This window comes from Parapedobacter sp. GCM10030251 (assembly GCF_042666505.1).
Classification (GTDB): domain Bacteria; phylum Bacteroidota; class Bacteroidia; order Sphingobacteriales; family Sphingobacteriaceae; genus Parapedobacter.
The window spans coordinates 1-24,395 of the sequence record NZ_JBHTDN010000001.1 but is presented as its reverse complement, the minus strand read 5'-3'; the positions used below and the strand labels follow the sequence as shown (position 1 = coordinate 24,395).

The 24,395-nt window shown below is 51.0% G+C and carries 26 protein-coding genes; 10 read left to right on the top strand and 16 right to left on the bottom strand.

Going from position 1 to position 24,395, the window contains the following annotated elements; genetic code table 11:
* Positions 1–12: 12 nt before the first annotated feature.
* Both ACFQRK_RS00130 and ACFQRK_RS00125 read right to left on the bottom strand, forming a co-directional pair.
* Entirely contained in the window at positions 13–1,512 is a 1,500-nt protein-coding gene (locus tag ACFQRK_RS00130) for a Y-family DNA polymerase (RefSeq protein ID WP_379002426.1), read from the bottom strand.
* A 4-nt stretch (positions 1,513–1,516) separates the two neighbouring features.
* The gene (locus tag ACFQRK_RS00125; RefSeq protein WP_379002424.1) at positions 1,517–2,260 is read right to left on the bottom strand and encodes an ImuA family protein; all 744 of its coding nucleotides are present in this window, start codon (positions 2,258–2,260) and stop codon (positions 1,517–1,519) included.
* Between the two features lie 297 nt (positions 2,261–2,557).
* Between ACFQRK_RS00125 and ACFQRK_RS00120 the strand changes: the two genes are divergently transcribed.
* Positions 2,558–2,929 carry a PleD family two-component system response regulator gene (locus tag ACFQRK_RS00120; RefSeq protein WP_379002423.1) on the top strand — a complete coding sequence of 124 codons (372 nt, stop codon included), beginning with the start codon at positions 2,558–2,560 and terminating at the stop codon, positions 2,927–2,929.
* Positions 2,930–3,142: 213 nt separating this feature from the next.
* Here the strand turns inward: ACFQRK_RS00120 and ACFQRK_RS00115 are convergent, their stop codons facing one another.
* The 7 genes from ACFQRK_RS00115 to ACFQRK_RS00085 form a co-directional block, all read right to left on the bottom strand.
* The gene (locus ACFQRK_RS00115) at positions 3,143–3,316 is read right to left on the bottom strand and encodes a hypothetical protein (protein WP_379002420.1); all 174 of its coding nucleotides are present in this window, start codon (positions 3,314–3,316) and stop codon (positions 3,143–3,145) included.
* The gene (locus ACFQRK_RS00110; protein ID WP_379002419.1) at positions 3,306–3,530 is read right to left on the bottom strand and encodes a hypothetical protein; all 225 of its coding nucleotides are present in this window, start codon (positions 3,528–3,530) and stop codon (positions 3,306–3,308) included. The genes ACFQRK_RS00115 and ACFQRK_RS00110 overlap by 11 nt, the downstream gene beginning before the upstream one ends.
* Before the next feature lie 271 nt (positions 3,531–3,801).
* Positions 3,802–4,278 (bottom strand): DUF5675 family protein, encoded by a 477-nt coding sequence (locus ACFQRK_RS00105; protein WP_379002417.1) that lies wholly within the window; start codon positions 4,276–4,278, stop codon positions 3,802–3,804.
* A 63-nt stretch (positions 4,279–4,341) separates the two neighbouring features.
* Entirely contained in the window at positions 4,342–5,037 is a 696-nt protein-coding gene (locus tag ACFQRK_RS00100; protein WP_379002416.1) for a DUF6266 family protein, read from the bottom strand.
* A gap of 345 nt (positions 5,038–5,382) precedes the next feature.
* Complete coding sequence (locus ACFQRK_RS00095) at positions 5,383–5,727, bottom strand: hypothetical protein (RefSeq protein ID WP_379002414.1); 345 nt, start codon at positions 5,725–5,727, stop codon at positions 5,383–5,385.
* A 157-nt stretch (positions 5,728–5,884) separates the two neighbouring features.
* Complete coding sequence (locus ACFQRK_RS00090; RefSeq protein WP_379002412.1) at positions 5,885–6,961, bottom strand: histidine kinase; 1,077 nt, start codon at positions 6,959–6,961, stop codon at positions 5,885–5,887.
* A gap of 1 nt (position 6,962) precedes the next feature.
* Positions 6,963–7,694: a LytR/AlgR family response regulator transcription factor gene (locus ACFQRK_RS00085; RefSeq protein ID WP_379002410.1), complete on the bottom strand. Its 732-nt coding sequence runs from the start codon at positions 7,692–7,694 to the stop codon at positions 6,963–6,965.
* A gap of 155 nt (positions 7,695–7,849) precedes the next feature.
* Here ACFQRK_RS00085 and ACFQRK_RS00080 point away from each other — a divergent pair, with 155 nt between their 5' ends.
* The 6 genes from ACFQRK_RS00080 (at position 7,850) to ACFQRK_RS00055 (ending at position 11,230) form a co-directional block, all read left to right on the top strand.
* Positions 7,850–8,095, top strand: coding sequence for a hypothetical protein (locus ACFQRK_RS00080; protein WP_379002408.1), 246 nt, complete (start codon positions 7,850–7,852; stop codon positions 8,093–8,095).
* A 3-nt stretch (positions 8,096–8,098) separates the two neighbouring features.
* On the top strand, positions 8,099–8,671 hold the full coding sequence (locus ACFQRK_RS00075) for a hypothetical protein (RefSeq protein WP_379002406.1): 573 nt from the start codon (positions 8,099–8,101) through the stop codon (positions 8,669–8,671).
* Positions 8,668–9,588, top strand: a complete 921-nt coding sequence (locus ACFQRK_RS00070) for a hypothetical protein (RefSeq protein ID WP_379002404.1) — start codon at positions 8,668–8,670, stop codon at positions 9,586–9,588. The genes ACFQRK_RS00075 and ACFQRK_RS00070 overlap by 4 nt, the downstream gene beginning before the upstream one ends.
* A 54-nt stretch (positions 9,589–9,642) precedes the next feature.
* Positions 9,643–10,224, top strand: a complete 582-nt coding sequence (locus ACFQRK_RS00065; protein WP_379002402.1) for a hypothetical protein — start codon at positions 9,643–9,645, stop codon at positions 10,222–10,224.
* Positions 10,225–10,278: 54 nt separating this feature from the next.
* Positions 10,279–10,581: a hypothetical protein gene (locus tag ACFQRK_RS00060; protein ID WP_379002400.1), complete on the top strand. Its 303-nt coding sequence runs from the start codon at positions 10,279–10,281 to the stop codon at positions 10,579–10,581.
* A gap of 214 nt (positions 10,582–10,795) precedes the next feature.
* Complete coding sequence (locus ACFQRK_RS00055) at positions 10,796–11,230, top strand: hypothetical protein (RefSeq protein ID WP_379002398.1); 435 nt, start codon at positions 10,796–10,798, stop codon at positions 11,228–11,230.
* 64 nt (positions 11,231–11,294) lie between these two features.
* On the opposite strand, the gene ACFQRK_RS00050 is transcribed toward ACFQRK_RS00055, so the two are convergent.
* The 5 genes from ACFQRK_RS00050 to ACFQRK_RS00030 all read right to left on the bottom strand — a co-directional run bounded on the left by ACFQRK_RS00050 (position 11,295) and on the right by ACFQRK_RS00030 (position 19,943).
* Positions 11,295–12,701, bottom strand: a complete 1,407-nt coding sequence (locus tag ACFQRK_RS00050; protein ID WP_379002397.1) for a RagB/SusD family nutrient uptake outer membrane protein — start codon at positions 12,699–12,701, stop codon at positions 11,295–11,297.
* Between the two features lie 21 nt (positions 12,702–12,722).
* Positions 12,723–15,917, bottom strand: a complete 3,195-nt coding sequence (locus ACFQRK_RS00045) for a SusC/RagA family TonB-linked outer membrane protein (RefSeq protein WP_379002395.1) — start codon at positions 15,915–15,917, stop codon at positions 12,723–12,725.
* Between the two features lie 10 nt (positions 15,918–15,927).
* The gene (locus ACFQRK_RS00040) at positions 15,928–17,358 is read right to left on the bottom strand and encodes a peroxiredoxin family protein (RefSeq protein WP_379002393.1); all 1,431 of its coding nucleotides are present in this window, start codon (positions 17,356–17,358) and stop codon (positions 15,928–15,930) included.
* A 7-nt stretch (positions 17,359–17,365) separates the two neighbouring features.
* Positions 17,366–19,666 carry a zinc-dependent metalloprotease gene (locus ACFQRK_RS00035; RefSeq protein WP_379002391.1) on the bottom strand — a complete coding sequence of 767 codons (2,301 nt, stop codon included), beginning with the start codon at positions 19,664–19,666 and terminating at the stop codon, positions 17,366–17,368.
* A 100-nt stretch (positions 19,667–19,766) separates the two neighbouring features.
* Positions 19,767–19,943, bottom strand: coding sequence for a hypothetical protein (locus ACFQRK_RS00030; RefSeq protein ID WP_379002389.1), 177 nt, complete (start codon positions 19,941–19,943; stop codon positions 19,767–19,769).
* Between the two features lie 221 nt (positions 19,944–20,164).
* On the opposite strand from ACFQRK_RS00030, the gene ACFQRK_RS00025 reads away from it, so the two are divergent.
* Entirely contained in the window at positions 20,165–20,608 is a 444-nt protein-coding gene (locus tag ACFQRK_RS00025; protein WP_379002387.1) for a helix-turn-helix domain-containing protein, read from the top strand.
* A 726-nt stretch (positions 20,609–21,334) separates the two neighbouring features.
* Here ACFQRK_RS00025 and ACFQRK_RS00020 read toward each other — a convergent pair.
* Positions 21,335–21,847, bottom strand: a complete 513-nt coding sequence (locus tag ACFQRK_RS00020) for a hypothetical protein (protein WP_379002386.1) — start codon at positions 21,845–21,847, stop codon at positions 21,335–21,337.
* Between the two features lie 35 nt (positions 21,848–21,882).
* Positions 21,883–22,941 carry a helix-turn-helix domain-containing protein gene (locus tag ACFQRK_RS00015; RefSeq protein WP_379002384.1) on the bottom strand — a complete coding sequence of 353 codons (1,059 nt, stop codon included), beginning with the start codon at positions 22,939–22,941 and terminating at the stop codon, positions 21,883–21,885.
* A 263-nt stretch (positions 22,942–23,204) separates the two neighbouring features.
* On the opposite strand from ACFQRK_RS00015, the gene ACFQRK_RS00010 reads away from it, so the two are divergent.
* Together ACFQRK_RS00010 and ACFQRK_RS00005 are read left to right on the top strand one after the other, a co-directional pair.
* Entirely contained in the window at positions 23,205–23,720 is a 516-nt protein-coding gene (locus ACFQRK_RS00010) for a hypothetical protein (protein ID WP_379002382.1), read from the top strand.
* Between the two features lie 92 nt (positions 23,721–23,812).
* Positions 23,813–24,395 (top strand): transposase (locus ACFQRK_RS00005; protein ID WP_379002380.1); only part of this gene is annotated, 583 nt, incomplete at its 3' end.

The window sequence follows — 24,395 nt, the reverse complement described above, 5'->3', positions numbered from 1 at the left end:
CCTGGGGTACCGTTACGCAAAAAAACCATGCAGAAACCAACGCTGCGGGCGGTCGTTCCCGTAATGTCCCGAACGGTACAGCCAGTACCGGCGGCCTTGGTCATCCTCCACGTAATAATAATCCCGGTGTTCGCCCGGGTCCATCCACCACTCCCGTTCGATCCGTTCCGGCCCGTCGGCCTTTTTGATCGGATGCGCTTCGCCCCTATGCCGGAACAGCATGGGCGGGTAATCCGGTATGGGCGCCGTCACTTCAATCGGCTCCGGCACGGCCAGCAGGCGCGTGGGCCGCGGCCGGTCGCTTCTCCAGAAACTGGATGGCTTTTCCGTGATAAACGAAGCCTCCCGGAACGACCGTTCGGGCCAGTGGTGCTCGTCGGGCAGGTAGCGGTAAACCGCCTGGACGCTTGTACGGCCCTTGAGCCGGTCGATCAGTTCGGACAGCGCCGTATCTTCCAAGCCCGGCACGCCCCCCCACAGCGCTTCCTGCACCGGGTCGACCTCCTCCACCTTTCTCGCCTCCAGCACGAACAGTTCGATGCCCAGGGCGGGTTCGATGTCCGGCACCTTCAGCGCAAACAGTTTCATCAGGTGCGGCACGCTGGCCGTTGCGCGGCTCGTGGTAATGCCCACCTGTACCGTCTTGCCGTCCACGCGGCACCCCATCAGCGTGGCAATCCGCAGCCCTTTGCCTTCGCCCGACAACCGCCTGCAGAGCAACTCCAGCATGTTTTTGAGGGCAATTTCGATGCCCACCGCCGTACGGATGGGTTCCAGGCAAGGCAGCCGCTCCACATAGGGCGGCACCGGCCGCAGCGGGAGGATGGGTTCATCTTCGCGGCCCAATGCCTGCCGCAACCGCAGGGGCAGCCCTTCTCCGAAGCGCCTCCGGAGCGCCGACGATGGCATGTGCAGAAAACTGCCGATGGTGCGCAGGCCCAGTTTGTGCAGCCGGTCCACCACCCCCGGTTCCAGCCGCAGTGCCGCAGGCGGCAGCGGCATCAGCGCATCGGTTTCCCTGCCGGATTGCACGATGGGGTCCTTACCGAAACGGGCCACCGCCCAGGCCGCACCAATTGCCCCGGCGATGGCCATGCGTACATGGAACCCCCGTTTCCGTAATTTTGCTGTAATCTCATTTATGTAAGGCTTTTCCCCCTTCCACAGGTGGGCGCAGCCGCTGATGTCCAGGATCAGCCCATCGGGCAGGTCCACGGCCACGACGGGCGTATAGCGGATGCACCAAAGGCCGAGTATCCTCAGCAGCCTTTCGGCCAGCCCTTCCCTCGCATTGGCCACCTCCAACCCCGGAAGGCATGCCTTCGCATCGGCCACGACCATCCCGCGGGTCACGCCCTTTGCCTCGGCAGCGGCATTCGCCTCCGTGATGACCATCCGGCCGTGCACCGGGGTTGCCAGCACAAACGGTACGTTGCGCAATCCGGGCTGCCGAATCGCGTGCCGGTCCGTCGTCAGGTAGGGAAACCAGATCGATGCAAAGCGCTTTTCCATTTGATCAACTGATTTTCTGCATTTGGATGAACCTGCCCCGCGCCTGTTCTGTCGGCATAACCGGGACGAACCGGCCCTCCGACCATTCCAGTTGCCAGCAACCGGGGTTGCCATTGCGGACCTTCAGCAGCTCCACCTCCCACCTCGGAAAGCCCACACCCGGCAGGCCCTCCGCCAGAGCGCTCGGCAGCGACCGGATGCGCCAGCGTGCGGCACACGCAGTCGATCCGATTACGCGGGGCATACAACGCAGGATCAGTCCGCTGACCCGGCTTTTCTCCACGGCGAGCTGCAGGCGGCGCGACTGCACAAAATCCATTTCCTGCAATTCGGCTACCACGGCCGTCAGGCCGCTGCATTTGAGTGCTTCTTCGGTTGCCCACAGGACATCCCGCTCCCGTGCAATGTCCACAAAGATGATGCGGTCCGGCGAAACGCCGAACGCACGCACGGAAGGCGGAAACAGCAGCTTGGACGTGCTGATCCATAGACAGACCCCGTCGCTCCCCATCAGCCGGGAAAGCAGCCCGCCCATGAATCCGCTCGTGGCCGCACTCTCCTCACGGGATCTGCTGATGAACTCGTGGACACCGAAAGACGGGAATACCGCACCCGGAAATGCCTCTTCAACGGGCCCCAGTCCGACCCGTTCCGTATGACTTTCCGGCAGCGCAACCCCCTGCCAGCGCAGCAGGTCCTGCTTCAACCGATTAACCGTTTCGAGCTTGTTTTCCTTCTTCACCTCCATATTTCATCGGATTGGGGTATCAAAGGTAATACTAATATTTTTAGTATACAAGCCTTTCCTGAAAAAAGGCGGCGTCAACATAAATCCGTTTCAACTGTTAACTGCGGCCTCACCCTTCTGCTCGAAAAGCACACCCGTTTTCCGTATTGTCCGGGATGCCAGAAGCAACGGTGGACAAGCGCCGTCAACGCCCGATCCGAAGGATAAAAAAACTAGGTGAATTTTATTTGAAGTTTCGCAATAAAAGCCGTTGTTTGCAGTTTTATTTAATAACGTTCAAGCCGAATTGCGATCAAGATGAAAAAGAAAATTTTATACGCCGAGGATGACGGCGACATGCGGGAGATCGTCTCCGAATTTATGCAGTTTGAAGACTACGAAGTGATCACAGACAATGGCAAAACGATCGGAAAAAAACTGCAGCAGCATGCAGTCGGGCTGATTTTATTGGACGAGAACCTGACCTGGGGCTGGGGAAGCGATCTTTGCGTACTCCTGAAATCCGATGAGCAGACGGCCAGTATACCGGTGATCCTGATTTCGGCGATACCGAAGATCGATGAAATCGCGGAACGATGCGGTGCCGATGGCTACATTCGTAAACCGTTCGATATTTACGACGTTATTGACATGGTCAACGAGCATTATCGGGAGCCAGCGAAATCTTAATGTTAATGTATGATGACCAAAAAGCCTGAAGATGCCGCCCGTAGGTGGTATCTTCAGGCTTGATGAAAATTAACATCACATAATAACTGCCAAAAATGTGATTTTTTTCACATAATCGACAGTTAATCTGTGATCACATTTCGCCATTTAGGGCACCTGTATCGCATATCGCCGGCAGGCAATTTCTTCAGGCTTAAAGGAAATCTCGGCCGATTACCGGCGATTTCGCCATAGACGTTGCAACAGCCACGTCACTATAAAGCTCACCACGGCACCGATGGCGGCGAGTAGCGCCGTGCGCAGCATATCGTGCACACCCAACTGGCCGATCACACTCAATAGTGTTCCACCTGTGGTGCCGATACCAAGCTGCTGGTTAGTCTTCATCGCCTTCCCTCCTATCCTTCGCTGCACTTTCCACGGCTTCCAATACACCCAGTGCGAGCGCCAAGTATTTGGCTACCACGACGAGTTTGGGCGGCAGCTTCAACGGTGAGGCAATGACCAGCTGGCTCGCCACCGCGAGTCCTTCTTTGATTCGTTCGTAAATTGTCGGATTTCCCGCTTCGGGTAGGCCGACTGTTTCTTGATTTTCTTTCATCTCTTTGTTGTTTTCGGTAGTCGTTCTGGTTGCGCTTTGGATACGCAACGCAACTGGGAACGGGGGCGCAGTTAGCAAGCCCAACGGAACTGTAACGCTCGCTTTGCTCACGCCACTAGGTTCCTTGTGGACTTGCTAAGCTGCTTAGGGGAAGAAATAAGTGCCCACCGGAACTGTAACGCTCCCGTTGGTCACGTCACTAGGTTCCTTATGGACTTGCTAACCTACCCCCCACTGGTTTGCAACCAGTGCAGACACGGCCTAGGAGATCCTAGCGAAGCGACGGAGATCCAGACGTGGAGCACTGGTTGCAAACCAATACCCTATCATTACCCTGTTTAATCTCCTTCACCAACAGCGGATACACATATTTATACGCCGCGGCGGAGTGCAGCACACGGTAATCGTCATCCACCAGCTGCCAGTATGAACCGGTGAGCGGACAGCCTGCAGTTTGCGTATGATAATTGCCGATATGAATGAATACCAGGCTATAGTTCGGGATTTCGGTGATTTCGATCATGCCCTGATGCAGGCGTGGGTACCTCGGTGCATACCGGGTGTTCATGCCCGCCCATGAATTAAGTGACAGCCCGTATTCTCCTTCGGGAATGCACGTCAACCCGGGTATCTTCTCCGGCCGGATTGCATCTTCCAGCAGGTAGCAGGCAAAGAGGCCGCCTATGTACAAGTGGCTCAACGTACTGTTCTTCCCCTGGGCCACGCGAACGATTCGTATCTGTTCCATTTGTTTCGATCGTTGGATTAAAAAAAGCAGCGGGGTCTTCCCCACCCCGCTGCCTGAGCACCCTTACGGTTCAGGTTCCTCTGCTGGTTCCTCCGTGCCGGCCAATACCACCGTACCCGCATACTGGCTAATGGATTGCCGCGTACCCTCACGGTGACGCGCGAACACCCATACGTGGAACTCATGGCCGGCGAAAATTGCCGGAAGTTCCAGTTGCAGTGCTTCGTCCTGCCTTACGGCGGTGCGGTTGGTTGTGAACAACTGCTCGGTGCGATTGTACAACAGTACGAACACTTGATCGTCGAAGTACGAGCCCTTTACCTCATCGGGTTCAATCGGCTCCTCACTGAGGTCCATCCACGACAGCGATAACGTGTTCGGGGTTCCCGATGCCAAGGTAAGCCCCACGAGCTTTTCCATATTGCCCTGGCTCACGGATACCTTTTCGAAGTCGATCTCATAATCGGGATAATCGCCGATGATGGCCTGCGTGATGAACAATTGGAGCCCGCGGTTATACCCCGTGTTGTTGCCCCGCTGCTTGTCATTGAAACCCAGATTAAGTATCCACTTCATCGGTTGGAGGAAGGATACGGCCAGAGCAAACTTCGCCCGCTGTGCCAGCTGCGCTGGCGTAGCCGGCTTCTTGCTCGGTTTGGGCAAGCTGCGCATGTACGTAATGTGCCGCCAGCTGCTGCCTACGGTGTTGCCGATGGTTCCGGAAAAGGCGCCGTTGATTCCTTTTTTGAAAACTGCCATAATTAAAAAATTTTAAGCGTAAAAAAATCTGTTCGTTACTCCTCGAAAGCACTGTCATACCGGTATTCCGCTTTCTGGAAACAAACGTAGCACAGTCCGCACGCTGCTGAAATTTTTGGCACTCATTGGCACCGATTGGCACGAATTCGTGCCAATCGGTGCCATTTCTTCGACAGCTGTTCGACCCGTGGTCGACAACCGTTCGGGAACGCTTCGAGAATCCTTCGACCATCGTTCGACAGGGCTGCGACAACCCTTCGGTTATTCTTCGGCAACTACCCGAACAGCTGCCGGAACACCGTGCTAGAAATACCGAACCAACTGCGCACGAATCTGCTGCGAAGGTTAGATCCGGCCGCGGCGTTTGCTTTCCTTGAATTCTTTCTCCAGGTCGCTGGGGTAGAAAAAGTCCGGGCCTTCCCATTTGCGCGGCACCAGGTCGCCCGCGGCCACTTTGCGGAAGTACGAACGACGGCTGATGCCGAGGTAGTCCAATACGTCGGGTAGGTATAGTCTAGGTTCCTCGACGGGAAAAGTGCGCCGGATAAAGGCAACAAGTTCAGGCAGGTGTTTGGCCAATTGTTCGATCAAGCCGGTTTCAAGCAATGTCCTGGCTAATTCGTCGACGTTGGTAAGATGAAAATTTAGGTTACTGAGGTTATTATTCAGATTTTCTAATTGATTTTTCATGGGTTTGGTGTTTTGCACCATCTTCATGACAGGGACCCCATTCCGCGGCCGGGCGTATGCACACCGATTCAATACCGGGCAGATTGCCCACCCCACCGGGCCGCAGGATGCTGGCGGTGGATGGCTAGTTCATAATTGCTTAGGCAAATATACCCATTTACACGCGGTTTTCATACCCGATCATAATTTCGGTATAAAACCAGTCGCCCTCCTTCCAAGCGCGTAAGCAGTATCTCCCCGGATATGCGTACCGTAGCCGCTCATCCAGATTGGATAGCCCCGTTCCGCTGCCTTCGCGACCTTTTTGGATGCGGATGCGATTTTCGGAAGTGATCCAGAGGTTCCCTCCTACCAGGCGCACCCGTATAACGGCCGGTGCATCCGCCTGGTTGAGCACCGCGTAGCGTATCATATTTTCGGCCAGAGGCATTGCCACCATGGGAATGGTGCTGACGCCCGCCAGATCCGCTGGCTCAACTTCGAGTTGCCAGTTCAGTGCCGTACCGTAGCGGAGGCGTTGTATTTCGATCAGGCAGCGGATGCACTCGATTTCGTCGGCAAGTTTTACCGGCGCCTCGGGATCATTGCCACCGACATAAAATTGAACGACACGGACGGTATAATCCAGCGCCAGCTGCACATTGGCCTTCGACTCACGGCTAATGACGCTCAGCATCAGCAGGTGGGTATCCAACAGATGCGGGTCTAACTGTGCCCGCCGCCATGCCAGCCGTGCCTGCTGGATTTCCCGCCGGATTTTTCCGCGATTGGCGTACGGCGGGTAGATCCGCTCGATGATGAACGCGACCCAACTTGCCAGCAAGCTCAGCACATTAGGAAGTGTATACGGAGCAAAATTCCGTATGGACCCATCAACCAGCGAAAGCACGTCTTTCGGCGTAAAACCTTCCCAATCGATTTCGAGGTTACCAAACACCACGCTGATCACCAATGACAAGGCAACCATCACCACCAGGTTGGAGGCAATCACCAGCAGAACCCTTCCCCATTGCCAGCGCTCGTCCGAAACAACCAACGGCCACACCCACAGGAAATTGATGTAGAATGCGGGCATGCTGATCATCAAGGATACCCATACATCATCGCGATGGCTGGGATGCGCAGGGCGCACCGCGCCGTACCAGTAGAACAGGAAACCCAGGAAGGCCACCAAACATACGCGGAGGTGATACGCCCAACCAAACCGGTACCGTGCGGAAAAAAGCGTATCCATTTTAGCCCAACTTATGCTGTTTTATAAATTCCCGGAAGAGCGGCTGATAGGTGCGCTTTACGGCTTCATAACCACCCCACTTAAAATAGACCACCAGTTGGGGATCGACCTTCTCGATCGCATAGCGGGAAATGATGGTATTTCGGCTAATACGGATAAACCATCCCACTTCTCTGAGCCGGTGCAGAGTGGTCGACACCGTACCGTAAACCAGCAGGCGATCCTCCCTGCCCGCCACGATCATTGAGCCATATTTATCCCCGAACGATATTTTCATGATATCCCGAAGCTCCACGGAAACCCTGTTCTTGGAAATGCGATCGTAAACAAACAAAACATCCGCCGGCAGTGCTCCCTCGGACGCTTTCCGGTCTTCATGATCCAGTCGTTCCAACAACAGGGAAACCGCAGCGACATCAATGGGTTTGCGCAGGTAGTGCACCATAGACGCCGTCGTAAAGATTTCCGGCCCGTGGGTTTCCTTTTGCGTCAAGAAGACAAACAGGTTGCAACATCCCGCCAGCAGTCTATTGGCCTCATACCCATCTTTGCCAGGCATCAGGATATCGCAGAAAATCACATCCACATAACCGTGGCTTTCTATGTATTCAAGCGCTTCATCCGTACTGGAATACGTAGCGATAAGCAGGATGCGGGGCAAGCTCTTCAGCCGGAATCGGACGTCTTTATGCACGAAGGGATCATCGTCAATGAGGATGGCAGTTCTTTTCATATTGGGCAGTTTAGTGAAAAAAGAACCGCAAGATAGTAAATGTCAAAAACACCTCAAAATTGACCGGTTTTGACAGCTGTGACTCCATATAGGGAAAACTCAAGAGATTTTTGGCAAAAACAGGCCATTTTTCGCCGACATAAAGGATTCACATCATGAGACAAACACAGTTTAAATGGATTTCGTCCTGCGCTACAGGTGTCGTGGCGATGGCGTTCTACTTGGTATCGGGACTTCCGAATTCCAACAACACTTTTGATCGTACGGATACGGCTATCGCAAATCCGGACGCATTGGGTTCAGGCTTATTCAAACACGACCTATATTTCGGCGACGACCGCGATACGCTGAATAGCCTGGCGACGGAAGACCTCCAGTTGTTGGCCTACTACGGTGGATAGCTGATGAGCCGGAGCCTGTTTTACTTCTTTTTGGGTTGGCATTTTCTGTGCATCCTTGTTTACAACGTACGCAGTACGGCACGGGGATACGGCCAATTGGAAGGAGTGCCGGGCTCCGGCTATTTTCAGCATGCCGAACGCATTGCGAACACGGTTGCCTCGTTGATGCCCCTACGTGTCTTTGCCCGGTGCACCGGTACGGCCACCGGTTACGGCTTTTTTGCGCCGCAGGTGGGCAGTTCGTTCGTGTTGGAGGTGTCGCTATTGGATGGTCATGGCAGCGTGCTGGCAACCACCCGTACCCCGCCGTTGAAACGGGCGCATTCGCACTTGCGGTACCATAGCCTGCTGAACCGCATGCAACACTTACTTGAGGGCGATACGGGTGACGGTGCTGCGGTATCCCTCACGCTCCGGCAAGCCCGTGCCCTTGCCCACTGCCTTGCCCAGCGTATCGCAAGGCACGAATGGGGTATTCCTATGTCCGGCCGTATCCGATGTGTCGTACATTCCTATGCTTACCGCCAGCGGGCGTCCGTTTACCAAAAAGAAATTGATCCACTGCCTACGCTATGATCCAGCGATTTTTCTTCAATACCCTGCTGCACGCAGGCTGGCTACCTGTGTTCCGCTGTGGCATCGCTGTACTACTGTTGCTCACGGGTTTGCAATTGTGGCCGGATTTTGACCTGCTATACGGGCCCGACAGTATCCTTGACCACCGGTTGCTGCAATTGGGCGAAAACCGTCCACTGGCAATCGTGACCGATGGACCCATCGGGCGATGGCACCTTGCTGCCTATCTGGTCTGTTGTGCGCTTTTGGCTTTAGGTATCGCCACACGCATGGCCGCCTTGGGGCTTTGGCTGATTCACCAATGGCTATTTATGGCGCACCCCGCGTTCAGTTACGGCTTTGACTACTTGGCTTGCAGCGCGCTTTTCTATTGCGTCTGGTTTCCAATGGGCAATCCGGCAAGCCGTTGGGCTACGCCCTGTCTCCGCGTACTGCAGTTGCACCTCTGTCTTATTTATTTTTTCGGCGGTTTAGACAAAATACTCGGGCCAACCTGGCGCAACGGCGAGGCTTTGTGGAAAGCGTTGCACCTGCCCGAACTGACGGGTGCTCTACGGCCCGACGTGGCCTTCTTGGAGCCCTATCCCGAAGTGGTTGCCGTACTGGGCTGGGGAGTAATCCTGCTTGAAATTGGCTACCCGCTGTGTATCTGGCTGCATGCCACCCGGCGCATCTGGCTTGGGTCAATTATCGCGATGCATGCGGGCATTGCCGTTTTCCTTGGTTTGTACCATTTCAGCGCCCTGATGATCCTTTTCAATGTATCCGCTTTCCTTTTGCCCTACCGCAGACCCCCTCTTCCACTCGAGCAGATTGCTATCCCAATACCCAAATCGGCTACGGCCCTTTCCCGACGAGCGGACCCCTCGGCAGGAAATGGGTCTACAGCCTCCAAACCTAACGCCCAGCATGTATGATTCACTTATTTTCATGTACGGCGGACCTATCCGGCCGCCCTGAACCGCCAGACCATGAATCGGTTTATTGACTATTTCCACCAACGTATCCCGCTATCGGCTCCTGCCGAAGCCTTTCTACGGCGACACGGCCGGGTGATGGTTTACGACCGCCTTGCTTATTTTATGACGCCCGATGTACGCATGCCTTATTGGTGTGTGGTGTTGGACGGGTTGGCGTGCGGATACACGCTGGATGCCGATGGCCAACGGCACATCCGTTGGTTTGCCACGGAAATGCAGGGCTTTGCGGGCGTACGACACCTGTACACGCCCGAACAAGCCGAGCATTACATCCAGTTTACGGAAGTGACGACCATTTTATGCATTCGCGCGTCGCGTATGCGCGAGGGCAAGGAGCGCTTCACCGAGGTGAGCGAATTGCTACACTTGATGAATCAGCGCTATAAGGAAAGACAGGATAAGCTGGTGGGTGTATTGCAGCAGTCCTCGACCTACGGGAAATTTGCCGCATTTATGAACGATTTTCCGGAATTAGCCAAGCGGACCACACCGGATCAGCAGATAGATTTCATCAATGTTGGCCGCTCCCAGTTTTTCGAGGCAAGAAAACTGTGGTTGTCTAGAAAAAAATGAAAATAGTCCGATATCGGATTGTTCACCTCTGTGAATGGACCGTCCTTTGCTTTTATGAATACAGTAACACACGAAACACCGCACAGTATTCCGCTCGTCGTCCAGGCAATCGCTTATGTCGTTATTGCGCTTTCTGCAGAGCGACAGGTTGAGTCCTTCCCTATCCGAGCATCCGTTTACATACCCTGTTCGTGTCCTCCGAGCAATCAAGTACCTGTCTTGATTGCGGCTTTACGGAAAAAGAAAGATTGCGACCAAAAGGACGCACTACCGAGCCGGCCAGACCCGCGCGTCCTGAAATATCCGATCGGTATGGCACCAGAAGAACAAGAATCGGGAGGATATCGTTATGGCTAATCGATTGGCTGTACATATCTCCACGCACAACCGGAGAAATGCCTTGTTCCGGCGCAGGGCCGTGGGGAAAAGATTGGGGATGTTTCCGCGCCAGATACCGGAACATTCGCGGCGTGGTCAGCCGATGACCGACTAATAAGCAGTTATTTAACAAACAGTTATTTCAAACATTAAACGGTAAGCATTTCCGTATAGAAAAATGCCTTTTACGATTATGGAAAGGATAAAAAACATAATCTCTGGAGTACTGTCGGGTGCGGTACTTTTCATGGCGGTTCAGGTAAGTATTGCGGGGACGATCGTTCCAACGGAGGATGTCACAGGTATCGAAATAATCCAAACAGGCGAGCAGTGGATCGCCGTTAGCATTATCAATCCATCCAACCCGGAGACGGATGCCACGAACCAACGTGTGGAAGAAGAACCGGAGGAAACTGAGCCCAGTGGCGACTGCAGCACATTAAATACCGGCCAGATCTGCTCGGTAAAGCTCAATCTGAGCGCTGCGGATGAAGACGAGGTTCAGGACCTGATCGATCAACTCAATGACCCGATGCAACCCAATCCGACTATTCAGGACTTTCTGAATGCAGGTGCGACATACACCGGGCCGGGGAATTCCCCTGAGTATTCGCGTTTCGCGCCGTAGTCTGATTTTTTGCTAGGGAGATTCAACCCCCGTATGGCCAGTTGCCATGCGGGGGTTGTTTTATTTAGCGCGGATTCTGCTCGTACCCGCCCATTTCAATGGCTTCAATCGGAATGGGCCAAACGTAACGCGGATCGCCGGGTGGCAACTCAAAATTTAAGCTACCGAGGTCACGCCTCAATACCTTTTGGTACCTTTCCTCTTTATTCAACCGCTTTAAATCCTCCCACCGGGTTCCCCTCAAAACAAGCTGTTTGCGCCGTTCCTCCACCACCCAATCAAGTGCCTGTTGCGAATCTGTTGTTTCCAGATCGGCAAATCCCACTGTGCGGAAACGATGCTTACGTAACTGGTTAAGATCTGCCAATGCTTCTGAAGTATTTCCCAGATGGGCGGCGCATTCGGCACGCATCAGATAGACCTCATCTACGGCGAGACCGGTAAACAAGCTCAGGATACTGCTTCCGTCATAACTGCCTTTGTATTGAAAAGTACCGTCTTCCCTTGGTGTCCAAAAGGCCCGCAACCGAAGATCATCCGCAGCATAGCTCGCCAGAAGATTGGTATCCGCATTCATGTAATGGAAAGTGAGCAATAACAGATATGAGATGTTACCCGGACATGTCGCCATGAAAATCACTTCCGGGTTTCCTTCGCCGTATGCAGAAAAGGTGACGGGCTGGTCGAGATCCAGGCTATTATAATCCAACAACTGATCGTTTATCTCGAGGCAGCTGTTGGCATCGCTATATGCCCCCTCGTAATCACCCATCTGCAGCTTCGTCCGCGCGCGCAAGGCATAGACCGCAGCCTTGCTCGGCCGGAAGGACACCTCGGAGGTAGGTGGCAACAAGCCCTCGGCTTCCCGTAGATCGCTCAGTATCCGTTGGTACGTTTCTTCGAGCCTTGACCGGCCTATTTTTGCCGTCAGGTCCCCATCCAGGCGTAATGGAAGCCCCAGATCCTCAGCCGCTCCCTCGTCGGTATATGCCTTGCAAAAGAGCTGGGCTAGACTGTAATAATTGAATGCCCGGTGAAACAAAGCAGTTCCCTTAACCCTATCGGCCAATTGGCCGTCTCCCGGCCCCACTGAAATGCGCGCTATCCCATCCAATACAACATTGGCCCACAATATCCGGGCGTAAGCATTGTTCCAATCCAGCAGTGATGACTCTCCACCCTGAAAAATCTGCCGTTCCCAGGTATACGCCCGCTTCTGGTAATTGTAGTTTACTCCCTCCCGGAAGGAATGATAATCCGCTTCGGTTATATAGAACTCATCCGCACCGATAATACCCAGTGCGTGAGAGGAATTATTCATGTTGGTAGTATTGTCAAGCAACGACTGATAGTCAGTCAGGGTTTTCGGAATACGCTGGCGGATATCGGGCTTTATATCCAGGAAACCGGTTGTACAGGATAAAGCGGAAAACAGCACTGTGCAAGCAATTATTCGAGTTAAATTTTTCATGGTCATCTTCGTAAAATATCGTTAGAACATCGTCTGTATACCCAGGGCAAACCTGCGCGGTGCAGGATAATCCGCATTCGGATAGTCCGGATCCAGCCCGTTGTCATTTGCCCGCCAGAGTATACCGAGATTGCGGGCATAGCCGAACACTTTAATCTGCTGTATGCGGGCTCTCTTCAACCAATCGCCGGAAAAAGAATAACCGATGTTAACATCCTGCAACCGGATTACATCGCCCTTTGTGATCAGGGTTTCCGAATAGAGATAAGCCGACCCACCCAGGTCAGCGGTGGTGCTTTTTGCCGGCACCTGCGTGTGCATTTCGTCGCCCGGCTTTTGCCAGCGCTTAAAATAATCCATGTGATAGATATCACTGTATTCCTGCCCTGGTGCCAGAGACGGCCTTCGGAACACGTGCCCGGCTTTGAAACCGATCAGCGCGCTCATTTCGACACCTTTCCATGAAAATGTGTTCCTCAAGGAGCCGAACACCTTCGGGACGAGGCTCCCTACGTCAATGAGGTTTTCAATCGGGTAATTCAGGATGTAGCTGTCGTAATCGGTAGTTTGCTCACCATCCACGTAGACAATAGGCATGCCGTCCGTTGGGTCAAGCCCGTGCCAGGGCAATGCGTAGAGCACATCCACCGACTTCCCTTTTTCGGGAAGCCTCCTGTTCATGTAGTTGAGTGCCGATTGCTGTACCGGCCCATTGAAATGGGTAATTTCGTTCTGGCTGCCGCTGATCAGCAATGCGCTGTTCCAGGAGAAGGGACCGGTCAGGTTCCTGCTGTTCAGCATCACGTCCCAACCCGTCGTCCGCATGCTCCCATAATTCATCTTGTAGGCTGAGTTCAAGGATATCCCGGTCGTGGGATCCATCAGGTTATTGCCCAGCAGATCGCTTGCATGCTTTCGGTAATATTCGATACTCCCGCTTATCCGCCGATTGACAAGCGCCCAGTCCACCCCTAGATTCCATGTTTTTACCTGCTCCCACCGGAGGGACGGATTACCGGGGCTGCTTAACACCGCATTGTTCAACCCCGTGCGGCCATCCGTGCCGACGGAAATCGTCGGATAATAGCTCTGACTTTTATCGATATTGCCCGCACTGCCATACGTACTGCGTATCCGTAGGTAAGGAAGTCTTTTCATCCGGTAAAACGGCTCCTTGCTCACCTCCCAGCTTCCGCCGATGGACCACAGGGCGACGCCCCGCTGGTTGGTCTTTACGCCAAACAGATTGCTCCCGTCCCAACGGGCACTTCCCGTCAATGTATACCGTTGCAGGTACGAATAGCTTCCGTTGCCGAAGTAAGACAACGTCCGGTTGATAGACCGGGTAGGCGCATAGGTGTTATACGGAATCCGTGCGCGGCCGCTTGGCCGCACGGTGTAACGTGTGGTATAGTCGAGCACGCTGTTACCCGTCCAGAGATCTTTGTCATAGTCATAGATCCGCGCTCCCGGGCCAGTCTGCTGGATGCCCTGCGCAATATCCGCTCCGGCGAGCAACGCCAGGTCACCCGCGCGGCCCAGCTGACGGTTAAAGTTGGCCTGCAACCTGCCCGAGTGCGTTTCCGTTCCGCTGGTCGTACCGTGGTCAAGGATGGCGTTATAGGGGATCACCTGACTGCCATCCGCCTGAGTGAACCTGTTTATAAGATTACGCACGAAATAACTCTCTTTATCGTACAAACTAACGGAGGTACCCTCACCCAGCAGGTATTGGTAGGCCCCTACGAGCGTCAGCCCATTGATTACCTTGAAATTAGCCGATGCACCGAACCGCATGTCGCGGCTGTTGTTGCGATGATCCCGGAGATGGATTTCGTCCAACGGCCGGCTCACCCAGTCCAGCAGCCCGTTTGCTTCGGCCGCTTCATGATAGCTCATCCGGTAATCACTTACGATACTCCTCGGGTTGCCGTTTTCATCCACCAACCCTTCATAAATGGATGCCGTCCGCACATACCCGAACCCATTGCGGGTTTCATTCCGCCGGGTATAGGCAAACGTTCCGTTGACCTCCAAACGGGACCCAATTTTGAAACTATTCTGCAGGCTGATGCTCGCCCGATCGGTCAGGTTGCCGATATTACTCCCGTCATTTCTGTCGTAACCTCCCGAAATGGCGTAAGTATACCGCTCGCCGCCACCCCGGATGCCCAGCGAGTACTGCTGGTTTAACGCAGTCTGGTAAAGATAGTCGAGCGATTGCCTGCGCAGATCCGTATTCTGCATGTACGCTTGGGCTGCTTCGAACTCATCGGCGGTGATCAGCCCATCCCGCTGCTTGATCAGCAACTCCACATACGACGGAATGAAAATCTGGTCGTTCTCCTGATAGCCTCCCATTTCAAAACGCTCCCGCTGTATTTCCATAACCGTTGGTGCCGGAAGGCGGCTCTGGCTGTAAAACAAATCCGGTTTGGCGATAAAATTGAAGCTGCTGTTGAAGGAAATCCGTGTCGGCTGGCCATAACGTCCGCGTTTGGTGTTAATCACAATTACGCCGTTGCCCGCTCTCGCGCCCCATATACTGGCTGCCGCCGCATCCCTGAGCACCGTGATGTCTTCGACATCGTTCGGGTTGATGGCGGACAGGTCGCCCTCAAAGGGGAAGTTGTCTACCACGATCAATGGCGCCGAGTTCCCTTCGATGGTACTCAATCCGCGGATGCGGAGTTCCGGAGCACCGTCCACATTTTCCTCCGTCAGGTTACGCCGGTCGAAGAGCAGGCTATGGGTCATACCTTCCAGCCGCTCTAGAATGTCGGTGCTGACACTCCGGTTGAGCAGTGCATTGTCGATATGGGTAAAAGACCCGGTTGCCCGTTCCTGCGGGATGGTGTAATACCCTGTGCTCACCTCCACTTCCTGCAACGTATTCTCGTCGACCACCAACTGGACATTCAGTGGCGACCGTGTGGCGGCTGAAATCGGCACTTTCTGGGTTTTATAACCCACATGCCGGAAAATCAGAGTATCCGGCCGGGAAGGGAGCGGCAAACTGAACTGCCCCAGTTCGCCTACTCCGATGCCGGTCCGGGTGCTTTGCAACCGAATACTTGTTGCCGGAAGAGGCTCGCCCGACACATCGGTTACCGTGCCGGTGAGCCGCTGCTGAACCGGGTTTGCTTGGCAAATAATAGCGGTCGTGAGTAATGCGGCAATGCCTGCGGTTGTTTTGATTGATACTAGTTTGTGCATATTATGGATATTAGTGGTTGACTGATCTATTGTTAACGGGCGGTCTTTCGCTCACGTACAGCAACGGAATGCGATCCTCCTTCATGACCACCTTCAATCCGTATCGCCGTATCTCGCGATTTATCCTTTCCACCGTCCACCCCTCCGTCATCCCCTTGGGGATGTGGAAGCTCACCGGAAAGTCGGCTGCAATGCCTGTGCTGTCTACCAACGGAAGTACTTCTCCCCTAGTGCCGTTCCGGCAGGCAAGGGCGATGTTGCTGAGCAGGTGCGACGCGAACGGCATCTGCCTATTGACAATGGTTTCCTTGTCGCGGTCGGGCAAATCTTCCTCGTCCGACAAACGTGCGAGCGTGTTATCCATGCTGCCGATGCATTTCAATACCGGATACCGTCGTGGCGGCCCATTTTTGATCGCTGCCTCCAGGTTATATCGGCTGCCGAGGTAGGCATTCAAATCCTGCTGCACGATGCGGGCGGCGGCGTTCTCCGACAAATTCCTGGCAACGCGGCGAGTATAGCCATACAAATAAGCTTCCCGCCATTGCTGGATCCGCGTGTAATCATCCAGGTTACGCGCCTTGGCAACGCTGGGGGATTCTACCCGAAAGACGTCTTTCCGTTCCGGACCGATGTCCCATACCAGCGCCTCTTCCGGCGGAGTACCCGGCTGGATTTCGTCGGCAAAGGCCTGTAGCAGCAATTCATCCATGGTGAGGTTGCTGCAATAAAGGACCGTGGTGTCCGCGAGATGGGCGGTGGTGAGATACGTAGTTTTGTAATCCGGCACGTATCCACCGATTTTAGCGCCCCCTTGTTCATACCGGATCGTTGTGGGGCCGTTATCGCCGGTAAAAATCGGTCGGGCCGGATCAAGCGCGAGGCGCATTTCCGCTCGCAAGGGCATTGATGGTTGTTCACCATCCAGCACTTTTTCGATGTTTTCCCACGTTGCAAAACTGGACGGTGGTGTAGCGACTACTTTTCCATCCTTTATCCAGACCATGTTCTGAAAACCTTCGCCGGTGAACAGTTTTCTGAGCACGGTATCCGACACGATGGAGGTAAAGCCCCATTTGAAACGGTCGAACGTGTGCTTGGACGCTTCGGCACTTTGATAGGTAAAGGGAAAGACAACCCAGCGGTCGTCGCCCCTGGCGGCGCGTATACTGTCCAGCTTGTTGAGCGAGACCATGCAGGGCTTGCAGCCGTTGAACCAGAAATCCAGGATAACCAATTGGTCGCGGTAATCTTCCAAACGGATGTCCTGCATATGCCCGGTCAGCACATTGACCGAACGGTGTTTCATCCGATAAAACGAATCGGGCAGTGCATCACCCGGCCGGAAAACATCCTGCGAAGTGTTTACGGAAATCTGGCCCAATGCAGACAGGCAGGCCGATAGCATCGGCAAAAACAATTGTATTGATTTATAAGTCATGGATCTATCAGGGTTTTAAGTTAAGTTTCAGGTTTTCCAGGTGCAGCCGGGTCAGCGGATCGACATGACCCGGCTGCAATGCGTCAAGGCGGTCTGCCAGTACATCCTTTATCATTTTTATGATCAGGTAATTTTCATACGGCATCGTGGCTTCCAATTGGTTGAGGACGGCGACATAAGCCTGTTGGAGCCGGAGGATGTACCACGCATTGCCATCAGTGGTATCCGCTTCGGTAAAGATCATTTCCAGCATGTTCTGCAGCAGTTGCGTATCCCGTTTCGCCGCCAGATAGGTAAGCAGGATCGGAAGCTGCTCCCGTTGAAGCTTTCCGAGCTGTGTCGGGACATCAACTTCGGCCGTCCGTTCGCCACATGACACCAACCAATCCGGGCATTTAAAGAATTCAACCGCCAGAAATGCAAGCGCGGCGGCTTTCTTTTCATGCGGTCCATTAAACGCAACCACTGCATGGCGCACATAGTAGCTGTATTGCGATAATAACGCTTCGGTAATATCGGGGGCCGGTTCCTGATCACCGGGTGTGCCGGACAGAAAAATCCGGGCGTTCCGCTTCAGGTTCCGGATTCCGTAGCCAGCCGCTGCCACCGGATCGTCCCCCAGATCCTCAGCTTGGCAGCGCGGATCGTCCACCCGGCTCTGGTGCCCGTACCAAAGGTTCGGATCGGTCAGTTTTTCCGTTATCCATTCTTCATGGCCCTGTAGCCCGTATCCCCATTCGATTGCCCAATAATCATACGGGCCGAGACGTGGTACGATTCCAGAAAGCGGCACGTTGTCTTCCGGCTGGGCCACGTAATTCACACGCACGTAATCCATGATAGAAGGGCTGACAGGGTTTTCGGCCAGCCACTGGGGCTCACGCAGCCGTTCGACCGGTACGGTGGATGACGCGCCGAAGTTATGCAAGAGTCCCAGTACATGCCCCACCTCATGGGCAATGGTTTTCCGGATCATGGCTCCGATGAACGCCGTGTCCGTTTCGTTATTCTGCAGCGATCGCTGGTGCAGGGGTGCCATCACGTACCGCCATTGGATGATATTTTGGATGTGCCCATGGTGCCAAGCAATATGCGCGTTGAGTATCTCCCCGCTGCGGGGATCGGTGACGAGTTCAGTCGTCGCATTCCGAACGCGGCTCGGTTTATAACAGATCATCGGATAACGCGCATCGCCCACCATCCGGCTTTCCATTCCAGGGGGCACGCGTTCGCCATGGATGGCGTTTTTGAAGCCCGCCTGTTCAAAGGCGGGCTGCCAGTCGTTGATGCCCTGTATCATGTAGGGTACCCACGCTTCGGGCATAGCCGGATCAATGTAGATGACCAGCGGTTTGGCGGGTTCGACCGGTTCGCCCCGGAAATAGGCTTCCCGGTCTTCCGGACGTGGTTCCATGCGCCACCGTTTCACCATCCGCAGGCTTTGCTGCGGCGTATAGGCGTTACTGTAGTCTATCGCTGACTGCGTATAATACCCCACCCGGTGGTCGGGCTGCCGGATTTCATATGGTGTAGCGGGTAGTAGAAACCAAACCGCTCGCATACCCAACCGGACGGTTTCGCTGTTGTAGCTATAGGTTTTGATGCTGGTGGTTATCAGGTTGCTTTCGGTTACCTCCACACCCGAAATCGAGGAATGCTGCGGCTGCATGGCTCCTACCTTAAATTTGCGGCGCAGCGAACCGGAAAAGGTCATGATGGTATTGTCCCCGGACAGGAATTCCGTGGCATCCACCAGTGATCCGTCGTCTGATCCGTTGCGGCAAAGCACCGGAAAGCTGTGAAAGATGGGCAGAACATCAGCATTGGCAGGTAACACCAATTTACCATCATCAGCCTGAACCCGGTTTGAATAATCGAGCGGATATATGACGATGGCGTCACCCGATCCCCTATCGAACCGGAATAGGCTTTCATTCGCGAGATCGCCACTGAAACCGATGAAATTTAAGAATGGATCGAAAGGTTTGTCGCCCGCCCATCCCTTGGCTATCCGGTTTATCGTAAGGATATCGCGGCCAAGGAGTGAATCGGGAATCTCCAGATAGATCTTCCCTCCTACCTCATGCACGCCCAGCATGCCGTACTGGGATTTTGCATCGGAAGCAACAATTTCTGTAAATGATTTAATGCCCAACGACACAGGCCCCGAGGATTCGGGGCGCTGTGCGTGGGCTTCCAAACACATGATCGTTGCGACAGCCAACAGGCTGATATATTGTATGTAAGCGTGTTTAAGTTTATGTTTGGAAAGGACATATCCCTCCCCTATGTGCAAGATTCGCTTCATTTATTATCTAGTTTTTGGTAAAATTGGTTACAGGTGTCTATGTCTAAGATCAGACAGGACTTTTGATAAGATTCTGAAATAAACTTTTTTTCATAACTCGTTATTGGTTAACGAGTCTATTTAGATAGGTGTAGATTAACGGCAATGGCGTGGCATCCAACCTACCTGTCAATGAGGCCCTGAGAAGCCCTTGGAACGAGTAAGCGGACGCCACGCCATTGCTGACGGGCGTTTGTCCACTTATCGTCTTGTTCCAATCGAAATTCTCAGGTTTCATTGACAAGACTCATAAGTGCTACCACCTATAATGATGGAGCAAATCTATTGTTTAAATTCGCAAAGACAAATAATACTCCTCGAAAAAACCCATTACATCATATTAAAAAGTGGTTTTGTCGGCGAATAATTGTACCTTTACGTCAAAGATAAGAAACCAATTTCGCACAAGAAAACAGTAAAGTACCAGTAAAATACCAGTGGGTTTTAAGTATTATATCTATGAGTGTCGTATTTCAACAAGAAAGAAAAATAAAACAGGGAGAAGTTATAGCGAAGCTTCGTAGAATGCAGGGAATTAAACAAGAAGCGCTCGGTAAAATGTGTCCGAGCAATTTTTCTCAACAAAAAATTTCCGAGTTTGAAAGTCAGGTGGTTATTGACGAACCCACTCTTGAAGAGTTGGCCGAAGCTTTGGGCGTCACGGTAGAATTCATCAAGAATTTTAATGACGACAATGCGATTTATAATATTCAACATAATCATGATTTTAAGGAACATGCAGTTGCTCATCAAAATCATCAACCAATTTTCAATGAAAGTCCTAAACTGACCACTCTTTTAGAAAAACTTTTGGAAGACGACCAAACAAAAACGCAGGCCATTTTGGATTTGACTAGGGTTGTGAGTGATTTGGCTGAGGAGGTGAAGAAATTAAAAGGTTAAAGACACTTAATAGCGCGGGCTGTAATCTTTTCTAGCTTTGGTCTCCAGGACTGGCACAACCACTCCGCATTCTTTGAATGGGACGAGGATGTCCGCAAGGTGATCTACACCACCAACTCCATCGAAGGGATGTCGGTTGGCGAGCGTAATACACGCTTTCAGCAATCAAACCCCAATCTGCCATACATTTGCCGCTTGAATGTTTTTAGCCGGTTCACGTTTCGGTGATATCGGATCCGTTGCCAGAGTTGTATGCGGGGAATTCAGATAACTTCCTTCTTATCGAATAAACCTCTCTGACTTTTTTACCCCCCTATTGAGCCCCAAGAGGGTACCGGGGGCATTGATGCAAAGAAGCACTTGCGAGCTCTTCATAAACACTTGATAATCAAATAGACGATACCGGATTCGAACCGACGACTTCTTGCATGCCATGCAAAAGCTAAGCAATTTAAAATAGTATAAAATATCATAATACAAATTGATTGTTAGTACATTATGTATATAATAATTTAAAAACATCATTTAGTTTAAACTACTTTATACCGCCTTTGGAGGGTACTGGGAGGGTACTGGGGATATTTCGTTCAAAAAATAAGATACAGGCATTTTAATACAAAATTTAGATTCGTCTTTCTTTTAGTGTTTTTAGAATGCAGAGCGAAACATTGGTTTTGTGTGGTTCTACCTGCATAAAGCAATATTTCTATCTGGTGGCTATGAAGGCTAAGACCAAAGCTTTAGCCTCTTTTGTATCTCGTCAACTAAAGGTTTATTGTTTTGGAAAATGAAATTAGTTGCTACAAGCTGTTTTAATTTGTTAGCAGCATCTTTCTTTGTGAGGATGTTTGTCTCTACAAGCTTATCAAAAATCCAAATCATCCCGTGATATTCAATGTCTTTATTCTTCGCACAATTACGAACGGTTTTATCACTACTCAATACACAAGCATTTAGTTTATTGGCAACGTGTAAAACAGATTTATCTGTTTCAGATAAAGATTTTGGGTAAGATTCTGAATGGATTTGAAGAAAATCTTCTTCTGTAAGATTATGAACAATAAGCCTATCAACTGATTGATAGGCCTTTAAAACTTGTTGCTGTTCATCATACAATTCAAAATAGACAGCAGATGTCGTGTGTATCTCTAACTCAAGGTTGAAAAATGAGGTAACAAGACCTAAATCATACAGGTCTATAAAAATACAAGCATCTGTGACAGCAATTTTGATTTTCATTTCCTAAGCTAGGATTTGGCATATAAATTTTAATATTAAAACATCGGTTGATGTTCCTTTTTAAATTCAGCCAAAGACTGATTAGATAATGAAGCCGCTTTCGACATTGAAATCTGGTCTTCAATTAAAGCTCTAAACAAAAGTTGCTCAAAACGATTGCTTTCCTCTACTCCCTGATAGTCCACCGGTTCATCCACTTTCCAATTCATTTGCTTCATAAAGAAAAAGAATTGTTTAGTATAATGGTCGTTAATAATTCCGCAAGCTTTTGCTCTCATAACGATAGCCTGCATTGAAATACCATACTGCTTTTTGATGTTTCCTAATTCCAAAGTGGAAAGCTTATTACGATGTGCCCCTAACTCTGCTTTGATGGTTTCTTCCGGCAGTAACATTGCCCCTGAAAACTGATGGCATAAAGTTTCTTTTTCCCTTTCAGTTATATCACCAAACTTTAATAACAAGTGAGCGAGCTCGTGAAGTAAAGTAAATCGTATTCTGTCGGGCTTGTTTGCTTTTCTTACATTATATGCAACAACTGGAATGCTCCCATTAACGAAAGTTTGTAACCCATCGAAATCTTCGGCCACATCCAATTTTACAACCTTAATATTCTTGTCTTCTAAAAGCTCAACAATATTAAAAATCGGGCCTTTCCCTAAAAACCATTTTTCTCTTAAAATTTCAGCAGCTTTATTTACTTGTTTATATTCAGTAACTAAAGGGAAGTCCTTTAAAGGGTGCTCAAATTCATTCTGCAGCCCTAAAATCTCCTCCAATTCCAAATAACGTGAAATATATTCCTTAGTCTTTTCATTTATAATAGCCGCCTCCTTTTGTGGCATTTTATTAAGCTTTCTGTATTCGACATCACTTAGTTCCACTTTGGTAGTTCTGAAAAAGTAATCAGCGCTTACTTTTAAAGCCTTGCTAAGCATATTGATTTTTTCAGCATCGGGAATAACTTCTCCTTTCTCGTAACGATGCAATGCCTGACGAGATAACTTATTGTCTAATGCGTCAGCCAAATCTTGCAATGAAAATCCATTCATTAAACGGGCTGACTTAAAACGTTCTGCAAATACCGCCTTCATTTCCATTGTTGTTTGATTTTGATACTACAAAAATAACCACTTTGGTTGACAAATACAATATACAAATGTTAATTATCTAATTTAAAATGTAACTATGACATAATTTCAGTTATTTAACACAACTTCATTAAAGCCATTTTGTCACTTTTTGAGCAAAAACTGACAATTGACAAAATTGGTTGACAAAATTGTAATTTGGAATATATTTTGTAACTTTGTTTTTGGGTGCAAATAGGTGCATCTGTAATTTAAAACTATTAGAAATGGATAAAAGTATACATTTAGAGTCGGTAATTAAGACACATCAGATTACCAAAGAAAAAACACTTCTGGAGAAACATATCCAAAAGAAAAGTGAGGTTAAGAAAGCCTTGGAAGAAAAGTATGAAAGTGATGTGTATTCTCCGTTCAATTCGGGGTCTTATGCTAAGAACACGGCTATCAACACCAAATTTGATTTTGATTTGGTTTCGCCATTTAAGCGTAATGCTTTTGGTTCTAATGGTACACTAAAGGAAATGTATGAGAACGTTTACGATTTTCTTTACGAAAAATATAAGGACGTTGCCGAGGTCAAAAAGCAAAAGGTATCAATTGGCCTGGAGTTCTATGCCGATAGTGACGGTAATGTAATCAAGATAGATGTTGTACCGGGTAGAGAACTAAACCAAGACCAATACAAGGATGATGAAAATCTAAACCTGTATGTTTACTACAAATATGGCAATATAGATGCGGGTAGTGAAAGAATTAAAACCAATACCCGTTGTGCGGTTTGAGAGCGTTATAGTTTATGGTAGTTAAATTAACAAATAAGTTGTGCATTATACTGAAATTCAGTATATTAGAAAAGTTTCTCACATTTTTCTATATGCACAACTTAAAGACGAATTTCGAGAAGATACGGCGGATTTGCAAATCTGTTCTGTCAAAATACCTGTATGCCGACGGGAATCTGGAGCGTTACCGGAACAAACCCCGGATGAGTGACCTGGATATCATCGCCCTTTCCCTGACATCCGAAGCGCTCGGGATCGATTCGGAAAATTACCTGTACGGGAAGATAAAGAGCGACTATCCGCAGTATTTCAGCAATTTACCGGATAGGTCAAATTACAACAGGCGCAAACGCAGGATGCAGAAGTACATTCCGTGGGTGTCTGATTCCATCGCCCGGATTATCGACCCGGCAGCGGACCGGTATATCCTGGATTCCATACCCGTGCCGGTCTGCCAGCCCGTAAGAGCGAACCGCGCAGCCATCTGCAGGGAGGATCCCGGGGTGCATCCAAGCCGGGGATACCATGCCTCCCACCGTCTGCATTATTACGGGTTCAAGATGCAGCTGGTCATTTCCCGTTCGGGGGTTCCTGTTCATTTCGGTATTACGGCGGCTAACGTGCACGATGTCAATTATCTGCAATGGTTGAATGAAACGCAGCTTACCGACTGTG

Coding starts and splice junctions, on each gene's coding strand:
- ACFQRK_RS00010 (WP_379002382.1), top strand. CDS start 23,205: ATGGATAAAAGTATACATTTAGAGTCGGTAATTAAGACACATCAGATT.
- ACFQRK_RS00025 (WP_379002387.1), top strand. CDS start 20,165: ATGAGTGTCGTATTTCAACAAGAAAGAAAAATAAAACAGGGAGAAGTT.
- ACFQRK_RS00130 (WP_379002426.1), bottom strand. CDS start 1,512: ATGGAAAAGCGCTTTGCATCGATCTGGTTTCCCTACCTGACGACGGAC.
- ACFQRK_RS00075 (WP_379002406.1), top strand. CDS start 8,099: ATGAGCCGGAGCCTGTTTTACTTCTTTTTGGGTTGGCATTTTCTGTGC.
- ACFQRK_RS00015 (WP_379002384.1), bottom strand. CDS start 22,941: ATGAAGGCGGTATTTGCAGAACGTTTTAAGTCAGCCCGTTTAATGAAT.
- ACFQRK_RS00045 (WP_379002395.1), bottom strand. CDS start 15,917: ATGCACAAACTAGTATCAATCAAAACAACCGCAGGCATTGCCGCATTA.
- ACFQRK_RS00070 (WP_379002404.1), top strand. CDS start 8,668: ATGATCCAGCGATTTTTCTTCAATACCCTGCTGCACGCAGGCTGGCTA.
- ACFQRK_RS00105 (WP_379002417.1), bottom strand. CDS start 4,278: ATGGAACAGATACGAATCGTTCGCGTGGCCCAGGGGAAGAACAGTACG.
- ACFQRK_RS00060 (WP_379002400.1), top strand. CDS start 10,279: ATGAATACAGTAACACACGAAACACCGCACAGTATTCCGCTCGTCGTC.
- ACFQRK_RS00115 (WP_379002420.1), bottom strand. CDS start 3,316: ATGAAGACTAACCAGCAGCTTGGTATCGGCACCACAGGTGGAACACTA.
- ACFQRK_RS00100 (WP_379002416.1), bottom strand. CDS start 5,037: ATGGCAGTTTTCAAAAAAGGAATCAACGGCGCCTTTTCCGGAACCATC.
- ACFQRK_RS00035 (WP_379002391.1), bottom strand. CDS start 19,666: ATGAAGCGAATCTTGCACATAGGGGAGGGATATGTCCTTTCCAAACAT.
- ACFQRK_RS00120 (WP_379002423.1), top strand. CDS start 2,558: ATGAAAAAGAAAATTTTATACGCCGAGGATGACGGCGACATGCGGGAG.
- ACFQRK_RS00020 (WP_379002386.1), bottom strand. CDS start 21,847: ATGAAAATCAAAATTGCTGTCACAGATGCTTGTATTTTTATAGACCTG.
- ACFQRK_RS00040 (WP_379002393.1), bottom strand. CDS start 17,358: ATGACTTATAAATCAATACAATTGTTTTTGCCGATGCTATCGGCCTGC.
- ACFQRK_RS00125 (WP_379002424.1), bottom strand. CDS start 2,260: ATGGAGGTGAAGAAGGAAAACAAGCTCGAAACGGTTAATCGGTTGAAG.
- ACFQRK_RS00080 (WP_379002408.1), top strand. CDS start 7,850: ATGAGACAAACACAGTTTAAATGGATTTCGTCCTGCGCTACAGGTGTC.
- ACFQRK_RS00065 (WP_379002402.1), top strand. CDS start 9,643: ATGAATCGGTTTATTGACTATTTCCACCAACGTATCCCGCTATCGGCT.
- ACFQRK_RS00085 (WP_379002410.1), bottom strand. CDS start 7,694: ATGAAAAGAACTGCCATCCTCATTGACGATGATCCCTTCGTGCATAAA.
- ACFQRK_RS00090 (WP_379002412.1), bottom strand. CDS start 6,961: ATGGATACGCTTTTTTCCGCACGGTACCGGTTTGGTTGGGCGTATCAC.
- ACFQRK_RS00095 (WP_379002414.1), bottom strand. CDS start 5,727: ATGAAAAATCAATTAGAAAATCTGAATAATAACCTCAGTAACCTAAAT.
- ACFQRK_RS00030 (WP_379002389.1), bottom strand. CDS start 19,943: ATGAAACCTGAGAATTTCGATTGGAACAAGACGATAAGTGGACAAACG.
- ACFQRK_RS00110 (WP_379002419.1), bottom strand. CDS start 3,530: ATGAAAGAAAATCAAGAAACAGTCGGCCTACCCGAAGCGGGAAATCCG.
- ACFQRK_RS00050 (WP_379002397.1), bottom strand. CDS start 12,701: ATGAAAAATTTAACTCGAATAATTGCTTGCACAGTGCTGTTTTCCGCT.
- ACFQRK_RS00055 (WP_379002398.1), top strand. CDS start 10,796: ATGGAAAGGATAAAAAACATAATCTCTGGAGTACTGTCGGGTGCGGTA.